Annotated in this window: 16 protein-coding genes; 12 read left to right on the top strand and 4 right to left on the bottom strand. The window is 47.2% G+C overall.

The annotated features are described in order from the left end of the window. Window positions 1-127 precede the first annotated feature (127 nt). Entirely contained in the window at window positions 128-703 is a 576-nt protein-coding gene (locus LDL35_RS08280) for an isochorismatase family cysteine hydrolase (RefSeq protein ID WP_304021529.1), read from the top strand. Between the two features lie 5 nt (window positions 704-708). Here the strand turns inward: LDL35_RS08280 and LDL35_RS08275 are convergent, their stop codons facing one another. After that, window positions 709-1,212 (bottom strand): hypothetical protein, encoded by a 504-nt coding sequence (locus LDL35_RS08275; RefSeq protein ID WP_304021528.1) that lies wholly within the window; start codon window positions 1,210-1,212, stop codon window positions 709-711. A 102-nt stretch (window positions 1,213-1,314) separates the two neighbouring features. Between LDL35_RS08275 and ilvD the strand changes: the two genes are divergently transcribed. From ilvD to LDL35_RS08250, 5 genes are all read left to right on the top strand, one after another. Further along, on the top strand, window positions 1,315-2,958 hold the full coding sequence (gene ilvD, locus LDL35_RS08270) for a dihydroxy-acid dehydratase (RefSeq protein WP_304021525.1): 1,644 nt from the start codon (window positions 1,315-1,317) through the stop codon (window positions 2,956-2,958). 97 nt (window positions 2,959-3,055) lie between these two features. Next, on the top strand, window positions 3,056-4,567 hold the full coding sequence (locus tag LDL35_RS08265) for a homocysteine biosynthesis protein (RefSeq protein WP_304021522.1): 1,512 nt from the start codon (window positions 3,056-3,058) through the stop codon (window positions 4,565-4,567). Next, complete coding sequence (locus LDL35_RS08260) at window positions 4,564-4,947, top strand: 4Fe-4S dicluster domain-containing protein (RefSeq protein ID WP_304021519.1); 384 nt, start codon at window positions 4,564-4,566, stop codon at window positions 4,945-4,947. Before LDL35_RS08265 ends, LDL35_RS08260 begins: the two co-directional genes overlap by 4 nt. A gap of 5 nt (window positions 4,948-4,952) precedes the next feature. Then, window positions 4,953-5,687: a UPF0280 family protein gene (locus tag LDL35_RS08255; protein ID WP_304021516.1), complete on the top strand. Its 735-nt coding sequence runs from the start codon at window positions 4,953-4,955 to the stop codon at window positions 5,685-5,687. Between the two features lie 13 nt (window positions 5,688-5,700). Beyond that, window positions 5,701-6,159 (top strand): YbhB/YbcL family Raf kinase inhibitor-like protein, encoded by a 459-nt coding sequence (locus LDL35_RS08250; protein ID WP_304021514.1) that lies wholly within the window; start codon window positions 5,701-5,703, stop codon window positions 6,157-6,159. Window positions 6,160-6,200: 41 nt separating this feature from the next. Here LDL35_RS08250 and LDL35_RS08245 read toward each other — a convergent pair whose 3' ends face one another. Together LDL35_RS08245 and LDL35_RS08240 are read right to left on the bottom strand one after the other, a co-directional pair. After that, complete coding sequence (locus tag LDL35_RS08245) at window positions 6,201-6,422, bottom strand: hypothetical protein (protein ID WP_304021512.1); 222 nt, start codon at window positions 6,420-6,422, stop codon at window positions 6,201-6,203. 81 nt (window positions 6,423-6,503) lie between these two features. Next, complete coding sequence (locus LDL35_RS08240) at window positions 6,504-7,739, bottom strand: PEGA domain-containing protein (RefSeq protein WP_304021509.1); 1,236 nt, start codon at window positions 7,737-7,739, stop codon at window positions 6,504-6,506. A gap of 157 nt (window positions 7,740-7,896) precedes the next feature. Between LDL35_RS08240 and LDL35_RS08235 the strand changes: the two genes are divergently transcribed. Then, on the top strand, window positions 7,897-8,304 hold the full coding sequence (locus tag LDL35_RS08235; protein ID WP_304021507.1) for a nucleotidyltransferase domain-containing protein: 408 nt from the start codon (window positions 7,897-7,899) through the stop codon (window positions 8,302-8,304). Beyond that, complete coding sequence (locus LDL35_RS08230; RefSeq protein WP_304021505.1) at window positions 8,301-8,744, top strand: DUF86 domain-containing protein; 444 nt, start codon at window positions 8,301-8,303, stop codon at window positions 8,742-8,744. Before LDL35_RS08235 ends, LDL35_RS08230 begins: the two co-directional genes overlap by 4 nt. A gap of 10 nt (window positions 8,745-8,754) precedes the next feature. Here LDL35_RS08230 and LDL35_RS08225 read toward each other — a convergent pair whose 3' ends face one another. After that, a complete protein-coding gene (locus tag LDL35_RS08225; RefSeq protein ID WP_304021502.1) occupies window positions 8,755-9,249 on the bottom strand; it encodes a ferritin-like domain-containing protein in 495 nt (164 codons plus the stop codon). A gap of 86 nt (window positions 9,250-9,335) precedes the next feature. On the opposite strand from LDL35_RS08225, the gene LDL35_RS08220 reads away from it, so the two are divergent. The 4 genes from LDL35_RS08220 to dnaJ all read left to right on the top strand — a co-directional run bounded on the left by LDL35_RS08220 (window position 9,336) and on the right by dnaJ (window position 15,333). After that, window positions 9,336-11,273 carry a M3 family metallopeptidase gene (locus LDL35_RS08220; protein WP_304021500.1) on the top strand — a complete coding sequence of 646 codons (1,938 nt, stop codon included), beginning with the start codon at window positions 9,336-9,338 and terminating at the stop codon, window positions 11,271-11,273. Between the two features lie 505 nt (window positions 11,274-11,778). Then, on the top strand, window positions 11,779-12,330 hold the full coding sequence (locus LDL35_RS08215) for a nucleotide exchange factor GrpE (RefSeq protein WP_304021498.1): 552 nt from the start codon (window positions 11,779-11,781) through the stop codon (window positions 12,328-12,330). Between the two features lie 24 nt (window positions 12,331-12,354). Continuing rightward, window positions 12,355-14,187, top strand: coding sequence for a molecular chaperone DnaK (dnaK, locus tag LDL35_RS08210; protein ID WP_304021496.1), 1,833 nt, complete (start codon window positions 12,355-12,357; stop codon window positions 14,185-14,187). A 9-nt stretch (window positions 14,188-14,196) separates the two neighbouring features. After that, a complete protein-coding gene (gene dnaJ, locus LDL35_RS08205) occupies window positions 14,197-15,333 on the top strand; it encodes a molecular chaperone DnaJ (RefSeq protein WP_304021494.1) in 1,137 nt (378 codons plus the stop codon). The last annotated feature ends 89 nt before the right edge of the window (window positions 15,334-15,422 follow it).

Below are 15,422 nucleotides of genomic sequence, written 5' to 3'. Positions count from 1 at the left end.
AATAACCGTACAACAATCCCCTGATAATCAGACCTCTGACAGACCAATACATAACCTACAAAAAGAATACATCACTTATTGGTGACCCAGTCACAACTATGATGAAACCACAATACCATTCGTATATATGACACGAAAACCTGCACTTCTCATCATCGATATGCAGAATGATTTTGCCTCAACTCATGCAGTTCTCCCTGTTGCCGGAGCACAGGCAGTCATTACCCCTCTTACTCAACTGCTCTCCCTGTTTCGGGAAAAACAACTGCCAATCTTTCATATCGTCAGGGTTCATGAACCGGACGGATCAGACGTTGAATGGTTCAGGGCTGAAATGTTTAAAGACAAACCATTTGCAGTCAGGGGGTCACATGGTGCTGCAGTTATCAATGAACTCACACCCTTACCGGGTGAGCACCTTATCGAGAAGGTCCGGATGAGTGCATTTATTGGAACCACCCTTGACCTGATGCTCCGGACCCTTGGGGTGAATGTCGTTGTTGTTGGAGGAATCCAGACGCCGAATTGTATCCGGACCACGATATTTGATGCAATGGCGTATAATTATGTAACAATCCTCGTCGATGACGCAACCGGGGCACAGACAAAGGAGATCCATGAAGCAAATGTCCTTGATATGAAAAATATCGGAGTAAAAATCCTCAATACTGCAGATGTAGCTCCATGGCTGGACTCGCTGTGATGTGATTATTCAGTCCTGTACCCATATTTTTCAAAATACCGGGCAAACCATTCATCCCGTTCCAAATCTTCCTTTGGGACCTCAAAAGCACATGATTCATAAAGGGAACGCAAATCCGGATCATCTGAATGAAGTGCACCCATACCGGTGATATACCCCACCTGTTTTTCTTCGTCAAAGATTCTCACTGCCACACACCGGTATATCTTGCATTGGGCCGGACTGGTCTCATGAATGGTACAGACGATCCGCCCGTCATCAGTCGGCCGAAGAAATGGGCAGGCATGAGGATGAGCACGAGGAAACTCATCAATATCAAAAAACTTCCGTTTATCCTCATCGACGACTGCATGAAACGAGGTATTTGTTGAAACACAGGAACAGGAAAAGGTATATGGCCCCGTCTTTGCATCAATGACAATATAGTCTCCCAGGAACATGCAACACTGACCACATTGAGCACAGGTAAAAACCATACTTAGTATCTGTTCCCGGATAATATGCACCATGTGATCGAAACCTTGCCGGTAAACATGGTGCACTCGTGATCTGAGTTTGCACCACTAACCTTTCCTTTATCTAGTGTCATCTCCTATCTGTTCATGAGTATTATGCGGAGTGATGATGTCAAGGCTGGGTATGCCAGGGCTCCCAATCGTTCCCTCATTCGTTCTCTCGGGATAGATGAGAGTGAGATGCACCAGCCCTTTATCGGTATCGCAAACTCCTGGAACACCATCGTACCCGGACATACCCATCTCCGGATCCTTGGTGAACGGGTCAGAGAAGGGATAACTGCCGGAGGAGGAACTCCTTTTGAATTTAATACCATCGGCATCTGTGACGGCATTGCCATGGGACATGAAGGAATGCGGTATTCCCTCCCGTCACGTGAAAATATTGCAGATTCAGTCGAACTCATGATACAGGCCCACAAATTTGATGGTATCGTCTGCATCTGCACGTGTGATAAGATTGTTCCAGGCATGCTCATGGCTGCAGGAAGATGCAATATCCCTGCCATTGTTCTGACCGGGGGGAATATGCTTCCAGGAAATCTCCACGGCTGTGAACTCTCACTGACTGATGTCTTTGAAGGGGTCGGAAAGGTGGCAGGAGGAACCATGACTGAGGAGGAACTCACCGAACTTGAAACGGCAGCAATGCCGGGATGCGGTTCATGTCAGGGCCTGTATACTGCAAATACCATGGCCTGTATGACTGAAGCACTTGGTATGTCTCTTCCCGGCTGTGCTGCAACTCCGGCAGTCTACGCTGAAAAAATCCGGCTTGCATACAGAACCGGAAAACAGATCGTGGATCTGGTAAGAAAACAGGTCCTCCCCCGTGATATCATCACCCCGGCAAGCCTTCGGAATGCCATCCGGGTCGATATGGCTCTTGGTGGTTCAACCAATACCGTCCTTCATCTGATGGCTATTGCAACTGAGGCAGGAGTTCCTTTTGACCTGCAGGAGTTTAACCGGATATCAGAGCAGGTTCCCCATATCGCGTCAATGATGCCGGCTGGTCCTCACTCCATGCACGCACTCTACAATGCAGGAGGAATACCTGGGGTCTTCAGGCAGATAAAAAGACATCTGGAGAATTGCCAGACTGTTTCAGGCAAAGATGTGTATACGATTGCTGATTCAGTCACCTATGTGGATGAATCAGTTATCCATCCGGAAGAATCACCGATCCACAAAAGCGGAGGGCTGATGATCCTGACCGGAAGCCTTGCACCAGACGGGGCCATCATAAAAAGTGGTGCTGTACAGGATGAGATGTGGAAGCATACCGGACCTGCCCGAGTCTTTGACGGGGAAGAGCCGGCTATGAAAGCAATCCTTGCACGGGAGATAAAAGAAGGGGATGTCATCGTCATCAGGTATGAGGGGCCAAAAGGCGGGCCGGGTATGCCTGAAATGCTGTCGCCAACTTCAGCACTCGTCGGGCTTGGATATAGCAGGGTAGCTCTCATCACTGACGGACGGTTCTCTGGCGGAACACGGGGACCATGTATCGGCCATGTGGCACCTGAAGCAGCGGCAGGCGGTCCAATTGCCTTTGTGAAGGATGGAGATCAGATATCTATTGACCTGTTTACCAAGACCGTAAATCTGAATCTCAATGCTGATGAGATCGAGAACCGGAAGAAGGGATGGAAACCACTCAAGAGACCGCTTACCGGTGTCCTTGCCAGGTATGCTGCGGCAGTCGGCTCTGCTGACCTCGGTGCCGTCCTCAAATAATATTTTTTTCCAGTCTTTAAAAGAACGAAGTCCCTTTTTTCCCATCAGAAGCAAAACTAAACCTATAACTCCTTTCATCTCCAATCAGGTAACCATTATGGAAAAGTCCATCGATGAGATCAACCGGCGTATTCGTGATGGATCAGCCCGGGTGGTCACTGCCGATGAGATGCCGGACATCGTCAGCGAACTCGGAGAAGAAGGAGCACTTCATGAGGTGGATGTCGTAACCACCGGAACCTTCGGGGCTATGTGTTCCTCTGGTGCCTTTTTGAATTTCGGTCATGCAGAGCCTCCGATAAAGATGGAGCGACTCTGGCTGAACGATGTTGAGGCATATGGCGGTATTGCAGCTGTGGATACCTACATCGGTGCGACAAATAAGTCAGTAACCAGAATGGAGAGTTATGGTGGTGCCCATGTTATCGAGGATTTTATATCAGGGAAAGCCATCGAACTTCGTGCCCAGTCTTCAGGATCAGACTGCTATCCACGGCGGAGTATTACAACCGAGGTACGACTGGAAGATTTGAACCAGGCCATAATGGTCAATCCCCGCAATGCCTATCAGCGGTATGATGCCGCAGTCAACACCTCTGAAGATACGTTATACACCTACATGGGAACTCTTCTTCCGCATAGTGGAAACGTTACCTTTTCCGGTGCCGGCACTTTAAATCCCATATGCAATGATCCAAATCTCCGGCTTATCGGAAGCGGTGTTCCAATCCTCCTTGGCGGAGCTCAGGGCATGGTGATTGGTGAAGGAACCCAGCACTCCTCAGCAGGGAACTTTGCCACTTTGATGACCACGGCTGATATGAATGATATGAACACCGATTTTCTCAGGGCTGCATATATGTACCGGTACGGTCCGACCCTCTACCTGGGTGTCGGTATTCCCCTGCCGGTTCTTGATATTGAGACGGTCAGACGCACGGCGGTTCGTGATGAGGATATCATGGTCAGTATCAAGGATTACGGTGTCCCGTCACGGAGCAGGCCGGTTCTTGGTCAGGTCAGTTATGCTGAACTGAAGTCAGGTACCATCGAACTTGATAATGAAGAGATTAAGACATCATCCCTCTCATCATTCCGTCGGGCAAAGATGGTTGCAAACACCTTAAAACGATGGATTGAGGATGGACAAATGACCCTCTGCCTCCCCACCCGGTATCTTGATCCTTCAAAACAGGCAAAACCAATGAGGGAAACGAGAAAGGTAGTCCTGGTTCAGGAGATCATGCAACGAAAAGTGGTCACCATCAAGGAAGATCAGGAGATCACTGAGGCAGCAAAGAAACTTCTCAGGGGAGAGACAAATCACCTGCCGGTTCTGAATGAACAGGGACGACTGACCGGTGTTGTGACCACCTTTGATATTGCCAAGGCTGTTGCACGGCCTGAACGGAAGATAAAAGTCCAGGATGTCATGACCAGAAATGTGATCACCACATTAGCCGATGAACCGATTGATATAGCAGCACAGAAGATGGAACATCACCGCATCAGTGCATTACCGGTTGTTGATGCACAAAACCAATGTATTGCCATTCTTCATGCAAGTGACTTAGGGAAACTGTTCAAACCTGGCGGAGGAAGACCATGAAGTTATTAGTCAGGCTTATTCATGAGAGTAAGCCGATTATTGCCCAGGTGGTTAAAGAAACCGGCGTTCTCATCAATGTTGACCGGGCACGATCTGATGCGCATGAAGGAGAAGAAGCCCTCGTGGATGTTCCTGACGAAAGCTGCATCCTGGTCAGCGATCGGATGAGAAGCCTTGGTGCTGAGGTCAGAATTCTTGAGGAGGGTATCAGACATGATGAGGAGGAGTGTGTTGACTGCGGGGCATGTATTTCTATCTGCCCGAAAAGAGTCTTCTCCTTTGATAATGACTGGAAGTTACATGTTGAAACGAAGAGGTGTATCCTCTGTGGACGGTGCATAATCAGTTGTCCTCATGCAGCATTATCATTAAGTTACTAACCTGAATGACCCTCCGTCATCATTTTGAACTCAGGGAGACAATCGCCACAATCCTGGCCGATGAAGAGCAGGTGATTGAAACCGCTTGTGAAGGTATCCGAACGGCAAGATACGAACTTGAACGGTATATCATTCAGGATCCCTTTTTTAATTCAAGTTTTGAACCATTGACCATCACACATGGACCGGACATTATTAGGAACATGGCTGCTGCTGCATGGAAAGCGGGCGTGGGGCCGATGGCAGCCGTTGCCGGAGCGGTTGCTCATGCCGGAGTGAGCGCAGCACAAAGGGAGGGGGCATCCTTTTGCATCATTGATAATGGAGGGGATATTGCGATGATAACAGACCGGCCGGTACGGGTGGGCCTGTATGCAGGAAATTCTCCATTATCAGGCAAATATGCCTTTTTTATCCCACCAAAAAATGAGATATACGGGATATGTACCTCATCAGCAACGGTTGGTCATTCCTTTTCATTTGGAACGGCAGACAGCGTAACGGTCTTCTCGAGAGACCCGCTTCTCGCCGATGCCGTTGCAACAGCCGTCTGTAATGTCCTGACTATTGCCGATCAGTCATGCCTTGAGAGGGTGGATACTCATATCGAGGGAATATTCGCCGTGTTTGGAGAACAGAGTATCATATGGGGAGATATCCCACAGATCGTCAGGGCAGAAAACCGTGAGGATCTCATTACCGCCGGGGGCTTAGGTTTTTTTCCTGGCACGCTCATATGAGGTATGATCCAGCATGACCACCATAACCTCAATAATTGTAACCCTTGATTTTCTGGAATTTCCACATTCGTATACATGCAAAGGAGGAGACAGGACTCCGGCATTGAATATCAAAAACCTGAATGCCACATCTGTCGCCATCATGGTCTTTAATCCGTTCATCAAATCATGCTGTTCCTTTACTCCGTGGATTGTCTGGAACCTTCCCCCAATCTCCAGAATCCCGGAAGGTATTCCAAAAGAGCCGCAGGTAACATACCCGGTTCAGGCCGTGCAGGGAAGAAACGATTACGGCACCATCGGATATCAGGGACCCTGCCCGCCTGAAGGTGAGATGCACCGGTATCAGTTCAGAGTATATGGTCTGGATACCATGCTTGACCTGCCAGCCGGATCAACAAAAGATGAACTCATTCAGGCGATGAAGGGCCATGTCGTTCAGTATGGAGAGACGGTGGCCTTAGCCCGGTAGGCCGGCCAAAAGATTCGGCGGGATTATTCAGTTCTGTAACGCTATGTTTTCAAGGCCACTCTGGCATTATCAGATACATCAGATACCACATCAGCAGCCATCAATTGTTTCTGATCTGGCTGCATCTGCTTTACCGGACATTTCCAGAATGGATACGGGCACTGCCGATTGCTTTTCTCTTCAGAGCATACCGCCATTCCGTGAAGAAACCACAGGTACAGACAATGGGGACGGTTAGGATGTTTTTCAGGGTTTGTACTCACTCTACACCGACTTCCTGCTGTTATCTTAGTACTTTCTCTGTCTGAAGGTCTAGAAGCTTTCGAAAAAAAGTGTCCGGGACTTTATGGATCTGGCCGGTGCCGGACTATGAAAAGCGCACTAAGAAGAACTGAAATACAGACAATACCACCAAATAATCCGGATTTAGGTGGAGTTGGAACAGGGCTCTCCACCGGAGGGGCAACAGGAGTCACGGTTGCAGGCACCGGCACCGGATTTAGTATCGCAGAAATGCTGATCGTCTGTTTATCCATAACCTGCACCCTGCTGACATAATCAATGAACCCGTCCTTTCGCACAAGGAGGGTGTGTTCTGCCGGGGATACACCGGTGAGGAGGACAGGGGTAAAGCCCCGGTACTCATTATTCAGATAAACAGCTGCACCCGAGGGTTCAGATTGAACAGATATGAATCCTGCTTTCTGGTACCGTTCCCCGATTCTGACCATGTCGGCATCAACGTACGTTGTCCTGCCCCGTGACACGTACACGTCTTCTGAATAATCATAGTACCCGGCAGTTTTCAGACGGAGGGTATAGGTGCCGGGGCGGAGATTTTCAATTGTCCGATAACCGGAGTTAGGAGTATAGCCTCTGAACCGGTTATCCAGATATATTTCAGCCTGATATGGAGTACTGGAGACTTTCAAAGTGCCATCTGCGTATGAGTAATACTCCCATTTTCGTTCATATGGATCATAATAGGATGGGCGATAGTACCGGTCATCATACCATGTGCGAATAACCACCGGCTCCTGGTATCGGGGAGATGGGTAATACACCGGGGAAGAATAGTCCCGTGGAGGGATATACTGAGTCGGCTCAGGGGCAGGAGGGCTTGGCGGATAATAGGGGACTGCGATCCCCGGATCCGGGTATTGGGTCGTCACCGGTACAACCTGGACAGGCTCCTCGTAGGTATTTCCCGGGGAAGGGGGAGTAGATGGGTAATAGGGCTCTGCAGTTCCCGGGTCCTGGTATGAACTCCCAACCGGATCATGGGAAAAGACTGGTTTATACGTTGTCTGTGACGGGAGTGAAGGATCGGGAGATGGTGAAGGGTCGGTATACACATACTCCATTCCTGGTTGAATGGTGATAACCTCCATATCCTGGCCTGGAGTGGGATATATATCAGGGGATGGGAGGTATGATGGATAAAATGGCTCTGCAATACCTGATCCCTGATAGTCAAATGACTGGGCATTACTCTCATCACCACATCCGGCACTTGTAATGGCGGAGAAGAGACATATGACAACAAGAAAAACCCTTGTTCGCGTAGTATTAGTTCTCATATAATCCCACCTGAAAATGATTCGTTGATATTGATAATATCAATACGGATTAGATGCACCTTCAAGAGTATAATGTTCTCCCATGGAAGGTAGAGATGAGGAAAAGATTGGATTATGTATTTCCTCATACCAATACTCACTACCATTCGAGATCCTCATGAACCCTGCACTGTCACAAAGGAATCAGGATATAATTCAGAAAGCCCTTGACATTATAAAACAATCAACCGGATTTTCAAAGATCAGGTTTATAGCACTCTATGGCTCTGTCGCCACCGGGGAGAATTCCATTCACTCAGATATCGATATTGCGATATCATGTAAAATGGAACGATTAGAAGCTGAATTGTACCGAATGGCATTGTTGTCCGAGCTTCCTGAAATGATTGATCTCCACATTTATGAAAATCTGCCTCTCTATATCCGAAAGTCAGTACTCGGAGGGGTGTTTTTGTATATGCAGAATGAAGATGAGGTGTATGACCTGGCGTATGATACCATCCGGGAATTCAACCTGTTCAAACCACATCTCGACGATTATACCGGAGAGCGATTCATTGCATGAATAATAAAATGAGATTGGAACAGATACGAATCCGGTTACGTGAGATCGAAGATTCAATAGAAATTATTAAAGAGAATTTTCCTCCCGATTGTGAATATCAACAATTTTTACATATGGGTATTGTAAAGGATGGTATATATAAAAGATTAGAATATGCCATCCAGACGGCTTTTGATATCTGCGCTATCATGAACAGGGATTTACGTTTTGGAGTGCCTGAAGATGATGAAGATATCATAGAGAACCTGTGTACAAAAGGGATTATTGATCAGAATTTTTCAGATACGATGAAAAAGATGAAGAGTTTTCGGAATATTCTCGTCCATCGCTATGGGAAGATCGATGATCAAACAGGATACTATATTCTGAAAAACCACCTGGAAGATCTATTCGCCTTTTGTGAACAAATAGAGATGTATATTGAAAAAATTAAAGAATAACCGAAAAGAATTATTTTTTCATTATCATCTCAAGGTCTTCAAGAAGACTTTGAAGATCCTCTTCATGCTCAACTTCCTGAGTGATGATGGTGAGAATCATATTGTAGGTAACCGGGTCTTTGCCCTCGACGATCTTCATCAGTTTGTCATAGGTCTTAATAGCACACTGTTCCCCTTTGATATTCTGTTCTAGTACGGCCTTCACATAGGGATCCACCGGTGCATCATACCCGCAATTGGTCAGATTGTACCATTCCTTCGGCTCAAGAACCGGGGTTCCTCCCAGTTGAACGATCCGAAGGGCAATCATATCTGCATGTGAAAGTTCTTCTGTTGCATGCTGGACCAGCTCGGCAATAACTGCGTCCTTGGTGGGCCCTTTCACAACCTTTGAGCCGACCCAGTACTGGTAATATGCAAGCCATTCATCAGCGAGTGCCTTGTTGAGGAGAGAGATCAGCTCATCAACATCCATGCCGACAATTTTACGTCCTTGTGATCCCATAGATCTTCCCTGAATGGGATATTCTCATTAAGGCTATAAGTATCCATCGATTCAGTGTATCCATTCAATGATCAGGAGGGAGAACCGTGGAGAATCTGAAATGCAGGGGTTTTTTCGTTCTTTTATTACTCCTTCCCCTTCTGTTTAACCAGGTATCCGGAGATCGAATCGATAGTTCCCTTTCTGTTTCCAAAGAAGAACCAGCCATTACCTTTCCGCTGACAGTACCGGCGATTGATGACGAAGTACATAATGCACTCTCCCAGGCTGACCAGGAGATTGCATCTCTTCTCTCTCTTTCTGCACATGAACGGAATGAAACAAATACAATACTCCGGCTTGAAGAGATCCTGACCAGATTAGATTCCCGTCTTTTAAAATATCAGACCCTTGCCAGCCTGTATCCGGACCAGGATCTTCAGAACGCTGCGTTCATGGCAGCAGAGAAACGGGATACCTACATCAGGAACCTTTCATCACATGATGAGCTGTACCGCTCCATATTAGAGACAAAACCGACGTCAGAGTATGGGAGATGGTTGTATGATCAGGAGACCCGGTTTTTCAGATTTGGTGGTGCACTCAGATCTGAAGAAGAGAAAACACGATTATCATCCCTCTACCAGGAACTTGGATCCCTGCAGAACCAGTACATAATGCATATCAGGGAAAATCACCCCCTTACCGAAAATCTCAATACACTCACAAAAATTGCGATTCTTCGAAATTCTATCGCATCTCTTCTTGGGTATGCAACCTGGACTGACCTTACAGCAGATGAACAGGGATGGAGAATAAACAGGACAGATATTTCATCCATGCTTGATGAGATCACGCCCCTTGTGAAAGAGCTGGTAAAACCGGTGACGTCTGAACTTCTCCAGAGGAAGAGATCCAGAGATCCAATAGCAACAGAAGTATTTGATTATGAGACAGATCTTCTCATCACCTCGCAACAGAGAAATAAATCCCCCAATACGAGAGATTTTTCATTACCATTCCATCGTACAATATCCCGGACCATCGCATTATTCTCCTGCTTCTTTGGTGTCAGAACTGAACTCGTGGCAGATGCCCGGGCGTATGCTCCTCGAGTTCTCCTCTTCCGGATTGCTGACGAAAAGACACATGACACAAAAGGATGGTTCTATCTTGATCTGGAAGAACGTCCAGGGAAAACCAAAGAGTGGATGACTGCACTCATTGCCGGAGATGGAGGTGTAAGGAAAGATGAAGGGAGCCTTCCTGCACCCGTCTTTATAGTGAGTGGTACTTCTGATGCTACTATTGTTCAGAGGGGATTTGGAAAGGAAGAATATTCCCTGCTCTTTCATGAACTGGGTCATCTGTATACCAGGATCCTTGCAGGTTCTGCTCAATCATCTTCACAACCAGCCATAATACCTGTAGAACTGACCGAAGCCTCGTCACATCTTTTTGAATATCTGGCATTTTCTCCGGAAATACTAAGCATCCTCATGGCTCCGAAATCCCCCCTTGAAACTCAGAACGGAGACAAAATTATGCAATATTCAATAATGTCAGATCCATATGCTCCCGAAAACCGGTTGAACCTGGGCAAAGACATGGCAATCGGCATTCTGGATCACCGGTTTACACAATCCCCTGATTCCATTTCATTTGGAGAAGCATACGCAGAAATTTATACAGAAATAACCGGAGTTAAGAGTACTGACCATGGTGGGTACCTTCTTCGTTCCCCGCATCTGACGGGTGATACTGCAGGAATGTACTGGATATATCCTGTCGGTCAGCTCTATGCCATGATTCTGTTTTCAAAAATAAAAGAATCCGGAATATTGAACCGGTCCACATGGGATGATTTTATCCATCAGATCATTCTTCCTGCTGATACAGAAAGCAGATCAGAGATAAGGCTCATCCATTTCCTTGATACAGATACGCCTGATTTTCTTGACAGGGGAAACCATACTCACCAGAAGGCTACGGATATAAACTGGTCATATGTCCCTGGATGTATTGAGAGGATTCTGTCAGGGTAGCACGAGAGGAGTGCAGACGGTTCAGATGGGTTTGGGGATATGAATGAACCGACCCCTTCATTTCCACTGGAGCGCGAAAGGATTTATGGGGTTTTAAGATTTTTAAATCCAATTTGCACGTTTCCTGTGAATTTCAAACCGAATCGTTTATGGCAGGTTACCGGCAATCCTGCGGGTGACTGGATGGTGCAATACCTCCCCGCAGTTGACCGAGACTATATCAATACGATACATATCAAAGAGATATTCTAAATTAAACCCTGATTTTTTGAGATTTAACCGGCGCGTTTTTGGATTTCATGCAGGGGGAATGAGTCGGCTTTCACACTAACCTCAAGTAAATGCACTCGCATATTTTTCACTTAATTTTAAAGGCCCAAATTCTAATTATTTGAGCTATTTGGACAATTTAAGATTTCCAGTAATGATACATTAATACATAGACATCAGGGAGAATGAGATACATATATATAGAACTACATTACAACAATTATGGTGAACCTCTATGAACGACTCCGCAGATACCAATCTTGAGAAAAAATCAGAAATGAATCAGGAAGGAGAGGATGCCCTGATTCCGGAAGGATCACCTCCGGAAGAGGAGAAAAGTCCCCTTGAACTACTCCGGTCAGAGTATGATGACCTCAATGACAAATATTTGCGGCTTGCAGCTGACTTTGAAAATTTCAGAAAACGCTCCGTCCGGGATACAGAACAACGGATTGCTCAGTCTATCGGACAATTTGCCCGTGACATGCTTGAAGTTGCAGACAGTCTGGACCGTGCCTTACAGGCAGAGGGCGGAACACACGAAGGGCTTGCTCAGATACAGAAGCTGCTGATTCAGGTAATGAAGAGACAGGGAATCGAATCATTCGAGTCAGTGGGTGAAAAATTTGATCCAACCCGCCATGAAGCGATCGCGATGATCCCATCAGATGTTGATGAAGGAACTATCTGCGATCAGGTCTGCAAAGGATACTGCCTGCAGGACAGAGTGATCCGTCCTGCCCAGGTTGTTGTCTCGCAGGGTACAGCACCAGTCGAACAGAAGTAATCATTCATATATAGGAAATTTATTATGGCAAGCGAAAAAATCCTCGGTATCGATCTTGGAACAACGAACTCCTGTATGGCTATCATGGAGGGTGGAAAACCAGTCGTTATCCCCAATGCAGAAGGAGGCAGAACCACTCCGTCTGTTGTTGCATTCACAAAAGAGGGTGAGCGGCTTGTTGGAAGCCTTGCAAAACGTCAGGCAATCACCAATCACAAGAACACCGTCATATCTGTCAAACGTGATATGGGAACGTCCAAAAAGATCGAACTCAACGGAAAGAGCTTTACCCCTCAGGAGATCTCTGCGATGATTTTGCAGAAGATGAAAGCCGATGCAGAAGCATACCTTGGGGAAGAGATCAAAAAGGCAGTCATTACCGTCCCGGCATACTTTAACGATGCACAAAGACAGGCAACCAAGGATGCAGGAACGATTGCAGGGCTTGAAGTACTTCGTATCATCAACGAGCCGACCGCATCGGCACTGGCATATGGTATTGACAAAGAAGATGACCACACCGTGCTCGTCTACGATCTTGGTGGCGGAACCTTTGATGTCTCTATCCTGACCCTTGGTGATGGTGTCTTTGAAGTCAAGGCAACTTCAGGAAATAACCATCTTGGTGGCGATGACTTTGACAAGCGTATCATCGATTACCTTGTTGCCGAATTTAAAAAGAAAGAGGGGATAGACCTTTCAAAAGATCCAATGGCAATGCAGCGTCTTCGTGATGCAGCAGAGAACGCAAAGATCGAACTCTCACAAAAACAAAAGACCAATGTCAATCTGCCCTACATCACCACCGATTCATCAGGACCTAAGTTCCTTGACATCGACCTGACCCGTGCCCAGTTTGAACAGCTCATCTCAGACCTTGTCGAGAGTACTATCGGACCGGTCAAGCAGGCACTCTCCGACTCAGGACTTAAGCCATCTGATATTGATCGTGTTCTGCTTGTCGGTGGGTCAACCCGTGTTCCGATAGTCCAGCAGAAAGTCAAGGAACTCCTTGGTAAGGAACCTGATAAAGGCATCAATCCGGATGAGTGTGTTGCAGTGGGTGCTGCAATTCAGGGAGGGGTGCTTGCTGGTGAAACGAGTGACATCGTGCTCCTTGATGTTACCCCGCTGACCTTGTCCATTGAGACACTTGGTGGCATAGCAACCCCGATCATCGACAGGAACACCACAATCCCGACCAAAAAGAGTCAGATATTCTCAACTGCAGCAGATAATCAGACCTCTGTTGAGATCCATGTCGTGCAGGGAGAACGAAAACTTGCAAATGACAACTTCACCCTGGGGCGGTTCATGCTGACCGGTATCCCTCCGGCACCCCGTGGTATCCCGCAGATCGAGGTCACCTTTGACATCGATGCCAATGGTATCATCCATGTCACGGCAAAGGATCTTGGAACCGGGAATGAACAGGCGATCACTATCAAAGGCAGTAAGAAACTCTCCGATGATGAGATCAAGCGTATGGTCGATGATGCCAAGAAGTTTGAAGAGGAAGACAACAAGAAGAAAGAAGAGATTGAGATCCGCAATAACGCAGATATGGCTGTCTTCTCTGCAGAAAAACTTCTGAAAGAGAGTGAAGATAAGATCGAAGAGGAAGACAAGACAAACATCCAGGATCAGATCGCGAAGATGAAGACTGCTCTTGAAGGAACAGATTCTGATGCCATTAAAAAACAGATGGAAGAGCTGACCGAGGCAGTCTTTAAAGTTACCACCAAGATCTATCAGAAAGTCCAGGCAGAGCAGGCAGCCCAGAAAGGAGAGGGCAGCTCCTCCTCTGCTTCTGATGACAATGTTGTGGATGCAGACTTCACTGAAAAGAAGGAGTGAGTATAAAAAATGGCTGCGGGAGATTACTACGATATCCTTGGCGTGTCCCGCAATGCCGATGATACCGAGATTAAAAAGGCATACCGGGGCCTGGCCCGAAAATATCATCCGGATGTAAATAAAGATCCGGGAGCAGAGGACAAATTCAAAGAGATCAACGAGGCATATAGTGTCCTGTCCGATGCACAGAAGCGGCAGCAGTATGACCGGATGGGACATGAAGCCTTTACCAACGCCTCAAAGGGATCGTATGGGGGCGGAGGATATGGCGGAGGATTCAACGCCGACTTCTCCGGTTTTGGCGATATCTTTGACTTTGCAGGGGATATTTTCGGGGGATTCGGACGTCAGCGGGGCCCGAGACGGGGAGACGATCTTCTCATGCGGATCGAAGTCTCCCTTCGTGATGCCGTATTTGGTGCAGACCGTGAGATAGAGGTCATGCATGCTGAATCCTGTACAACCTGTGACGGTACAGGTTCAGAGACGAAAAAGACAAAGAATTGTCCAAAATGCGGGGGAACTGGACAGATCCGGCAGGCAACCCAGACCCCGTTTGGCAATTTTGTCAGACAATCCACCTGTGATCTCTGTCATGGCAAGGGGAAGGTTGCAGAAAAACCATGTTCCAAATGTAAAGGGTCAGGACACGAGAAAGTCAGAAGAAAGGTTTCAGTCCATATACCTCCCGGAGTAGATACCGGTATGCGTCTCCGTCTTGAGGGATATGGAGAGGCCGGGGATCATGGAGCACCAAATGGTGACCTGTATATTGAAATTCATGTCAAACCAGAGCCCCGGTTCCATCGTGATGGCGACACCCTCTTAACAAAGATTCAGATAACCCCGGCTCAGGCAGTTCTCGGAACCACCGTTGAGGTTACCACCATAGACAACAGACATCTGGAGGTTAAGGTCCCGGCAGGAACTCAGGGAGGTAAAAAACTTCGGATATCCGGAGAAGGAGTCAGAAAACGGGGCAGACCTGGAGACCTTCTCGTTGAGGTCGAAGTCATCATCCCGAAACATGTGAGCGGAGAGATGAAAGACCTCTACGAGAAGATCCTCGCACTTGAAGGTAAAAAAAACCCGGGAGGAACCGGAAATGAAAAGAAAGGGTTCTTCGAATCTATTCTAGGGGGATAACCCCCCTCATTCTCTCATCACCTATCACAACGCTTAAACGTTTCTGCAGAAAAAGTACAAAGTACATGGCGCGGATCCTCCTTGTTGAT

The organism is Methanospirillum hungatei (genome assembly GCF_020216685.1).
Taxonomy (GTDB): Archaea; Halobacteriota; Methanomicrobia; order Methanomicrobiales; family Methanospirillaceae; genus Methanospirillum; species Methanospirillum hungatei_B.
The sequence above is the reverse complement of the archived record's forward strand: the minus strand, read 5'-3'. Positions and strand labels throughout refer to the sequence as shown.

Excerpts from the sequence above, each read along its gene's own strand:
- ilvD (WP_304021525.1), top strand. The coding sequence starts at position 1,315 with ATGCGGAGTGATGATGTCAAGGCTGGGTATGCCAGGGCTCCCAATCGT.
- LDL35_RS08225 (WP_304021502.1), bottom strand. The coding sequence starts at position 9,249 with ATGGGATCACAAGGACGTAAAATTGTCGGCATGGATGTTGATGAGCTG.
- LDL35_RS08215 (WP_304021498.1), top strand. The coding sequence starts at position 11,779 with ATGAACGACTCCGCAGATACCAATCTTGAGAAAAAATCAGAAATGAAT.
- LDL35_RS08260 (WP_304021519.1), top strand. The coding sequence starts at position 4,564 with ATGAAGTTATTAGTCAGGCTTATTCATGAGAGTAAGCCGATTATTGCC.
- LDL35_RS08240 (WP_304021509.1), bottom strand. The coding sequence starts at position 7,739 with ATGAGAACTAATACTACGCGAACAAGGGTTTTTCTTGTTGTCATATGT.
- LDL35_RS08250 (WP_304021514.1), top strand. The coding sequence starts at position 5,701 with ATGACCACCATAACCTCAATAATTGTAACCCTTGATTTTCTGGAATTT.
- LDL35_RS08275 (WP_304021528.1), bottom strand. The coding sequence starts at position 1,212 with ATGGTGCATATTATCCGGGAACAGATACTAAGTATGGTTTTTACCTGT.
- LDL35_RS08235 (WP_304021507.1), top strand. The coding sequence starts at position 7,897 with ATGAACCCTGCACTGTCACAAAGGAATCAGGATATAATTCAGAAAGCC.
- dnaK (WP_304021496.1), top strand. The coding sequence starts at position 12,355 with ATGGCAAGCGAAAAAATCCTCGGTATCGATCTTGGAACAACGAACTCC.
- LDL35_RS08280 (WP_304021529.1), top strand. The coding sequence starts at position 128 with ATGACACGAAAACCTGCACTTCTCATCATCGATATGCAGAATGATTTT.
- LDL35_RS08230 (WP_304021505.1), top strand. The coding sequence starts at position 8,301 with ATGAATAATAAAATGAGATTGGAACAGATACGAATCCGGTTACGTGAG.
- LDL35_RS08265 (WP_304021522.1), top strand. The coding sequence starts at position 3,056 with ATGGAAAAGTCCATCGATGAGATCAACCGGCGTATTCGTGATGGATCA.
- LDL35_RS08255 (WP_304021516.1), top strand. The coding sequence starts at position 4,953 with ATGACCCTCCGTCATCATTTTGAACTCAGGGAGACAATCGCCACAATC.
- dnaJ (WP_304021494.1), top strand. The coding sequence starts at position 14,197 with ATGGCTGCGGGAGATTACTACGATATCCTTGGCGTGTCCCGCAATGCC.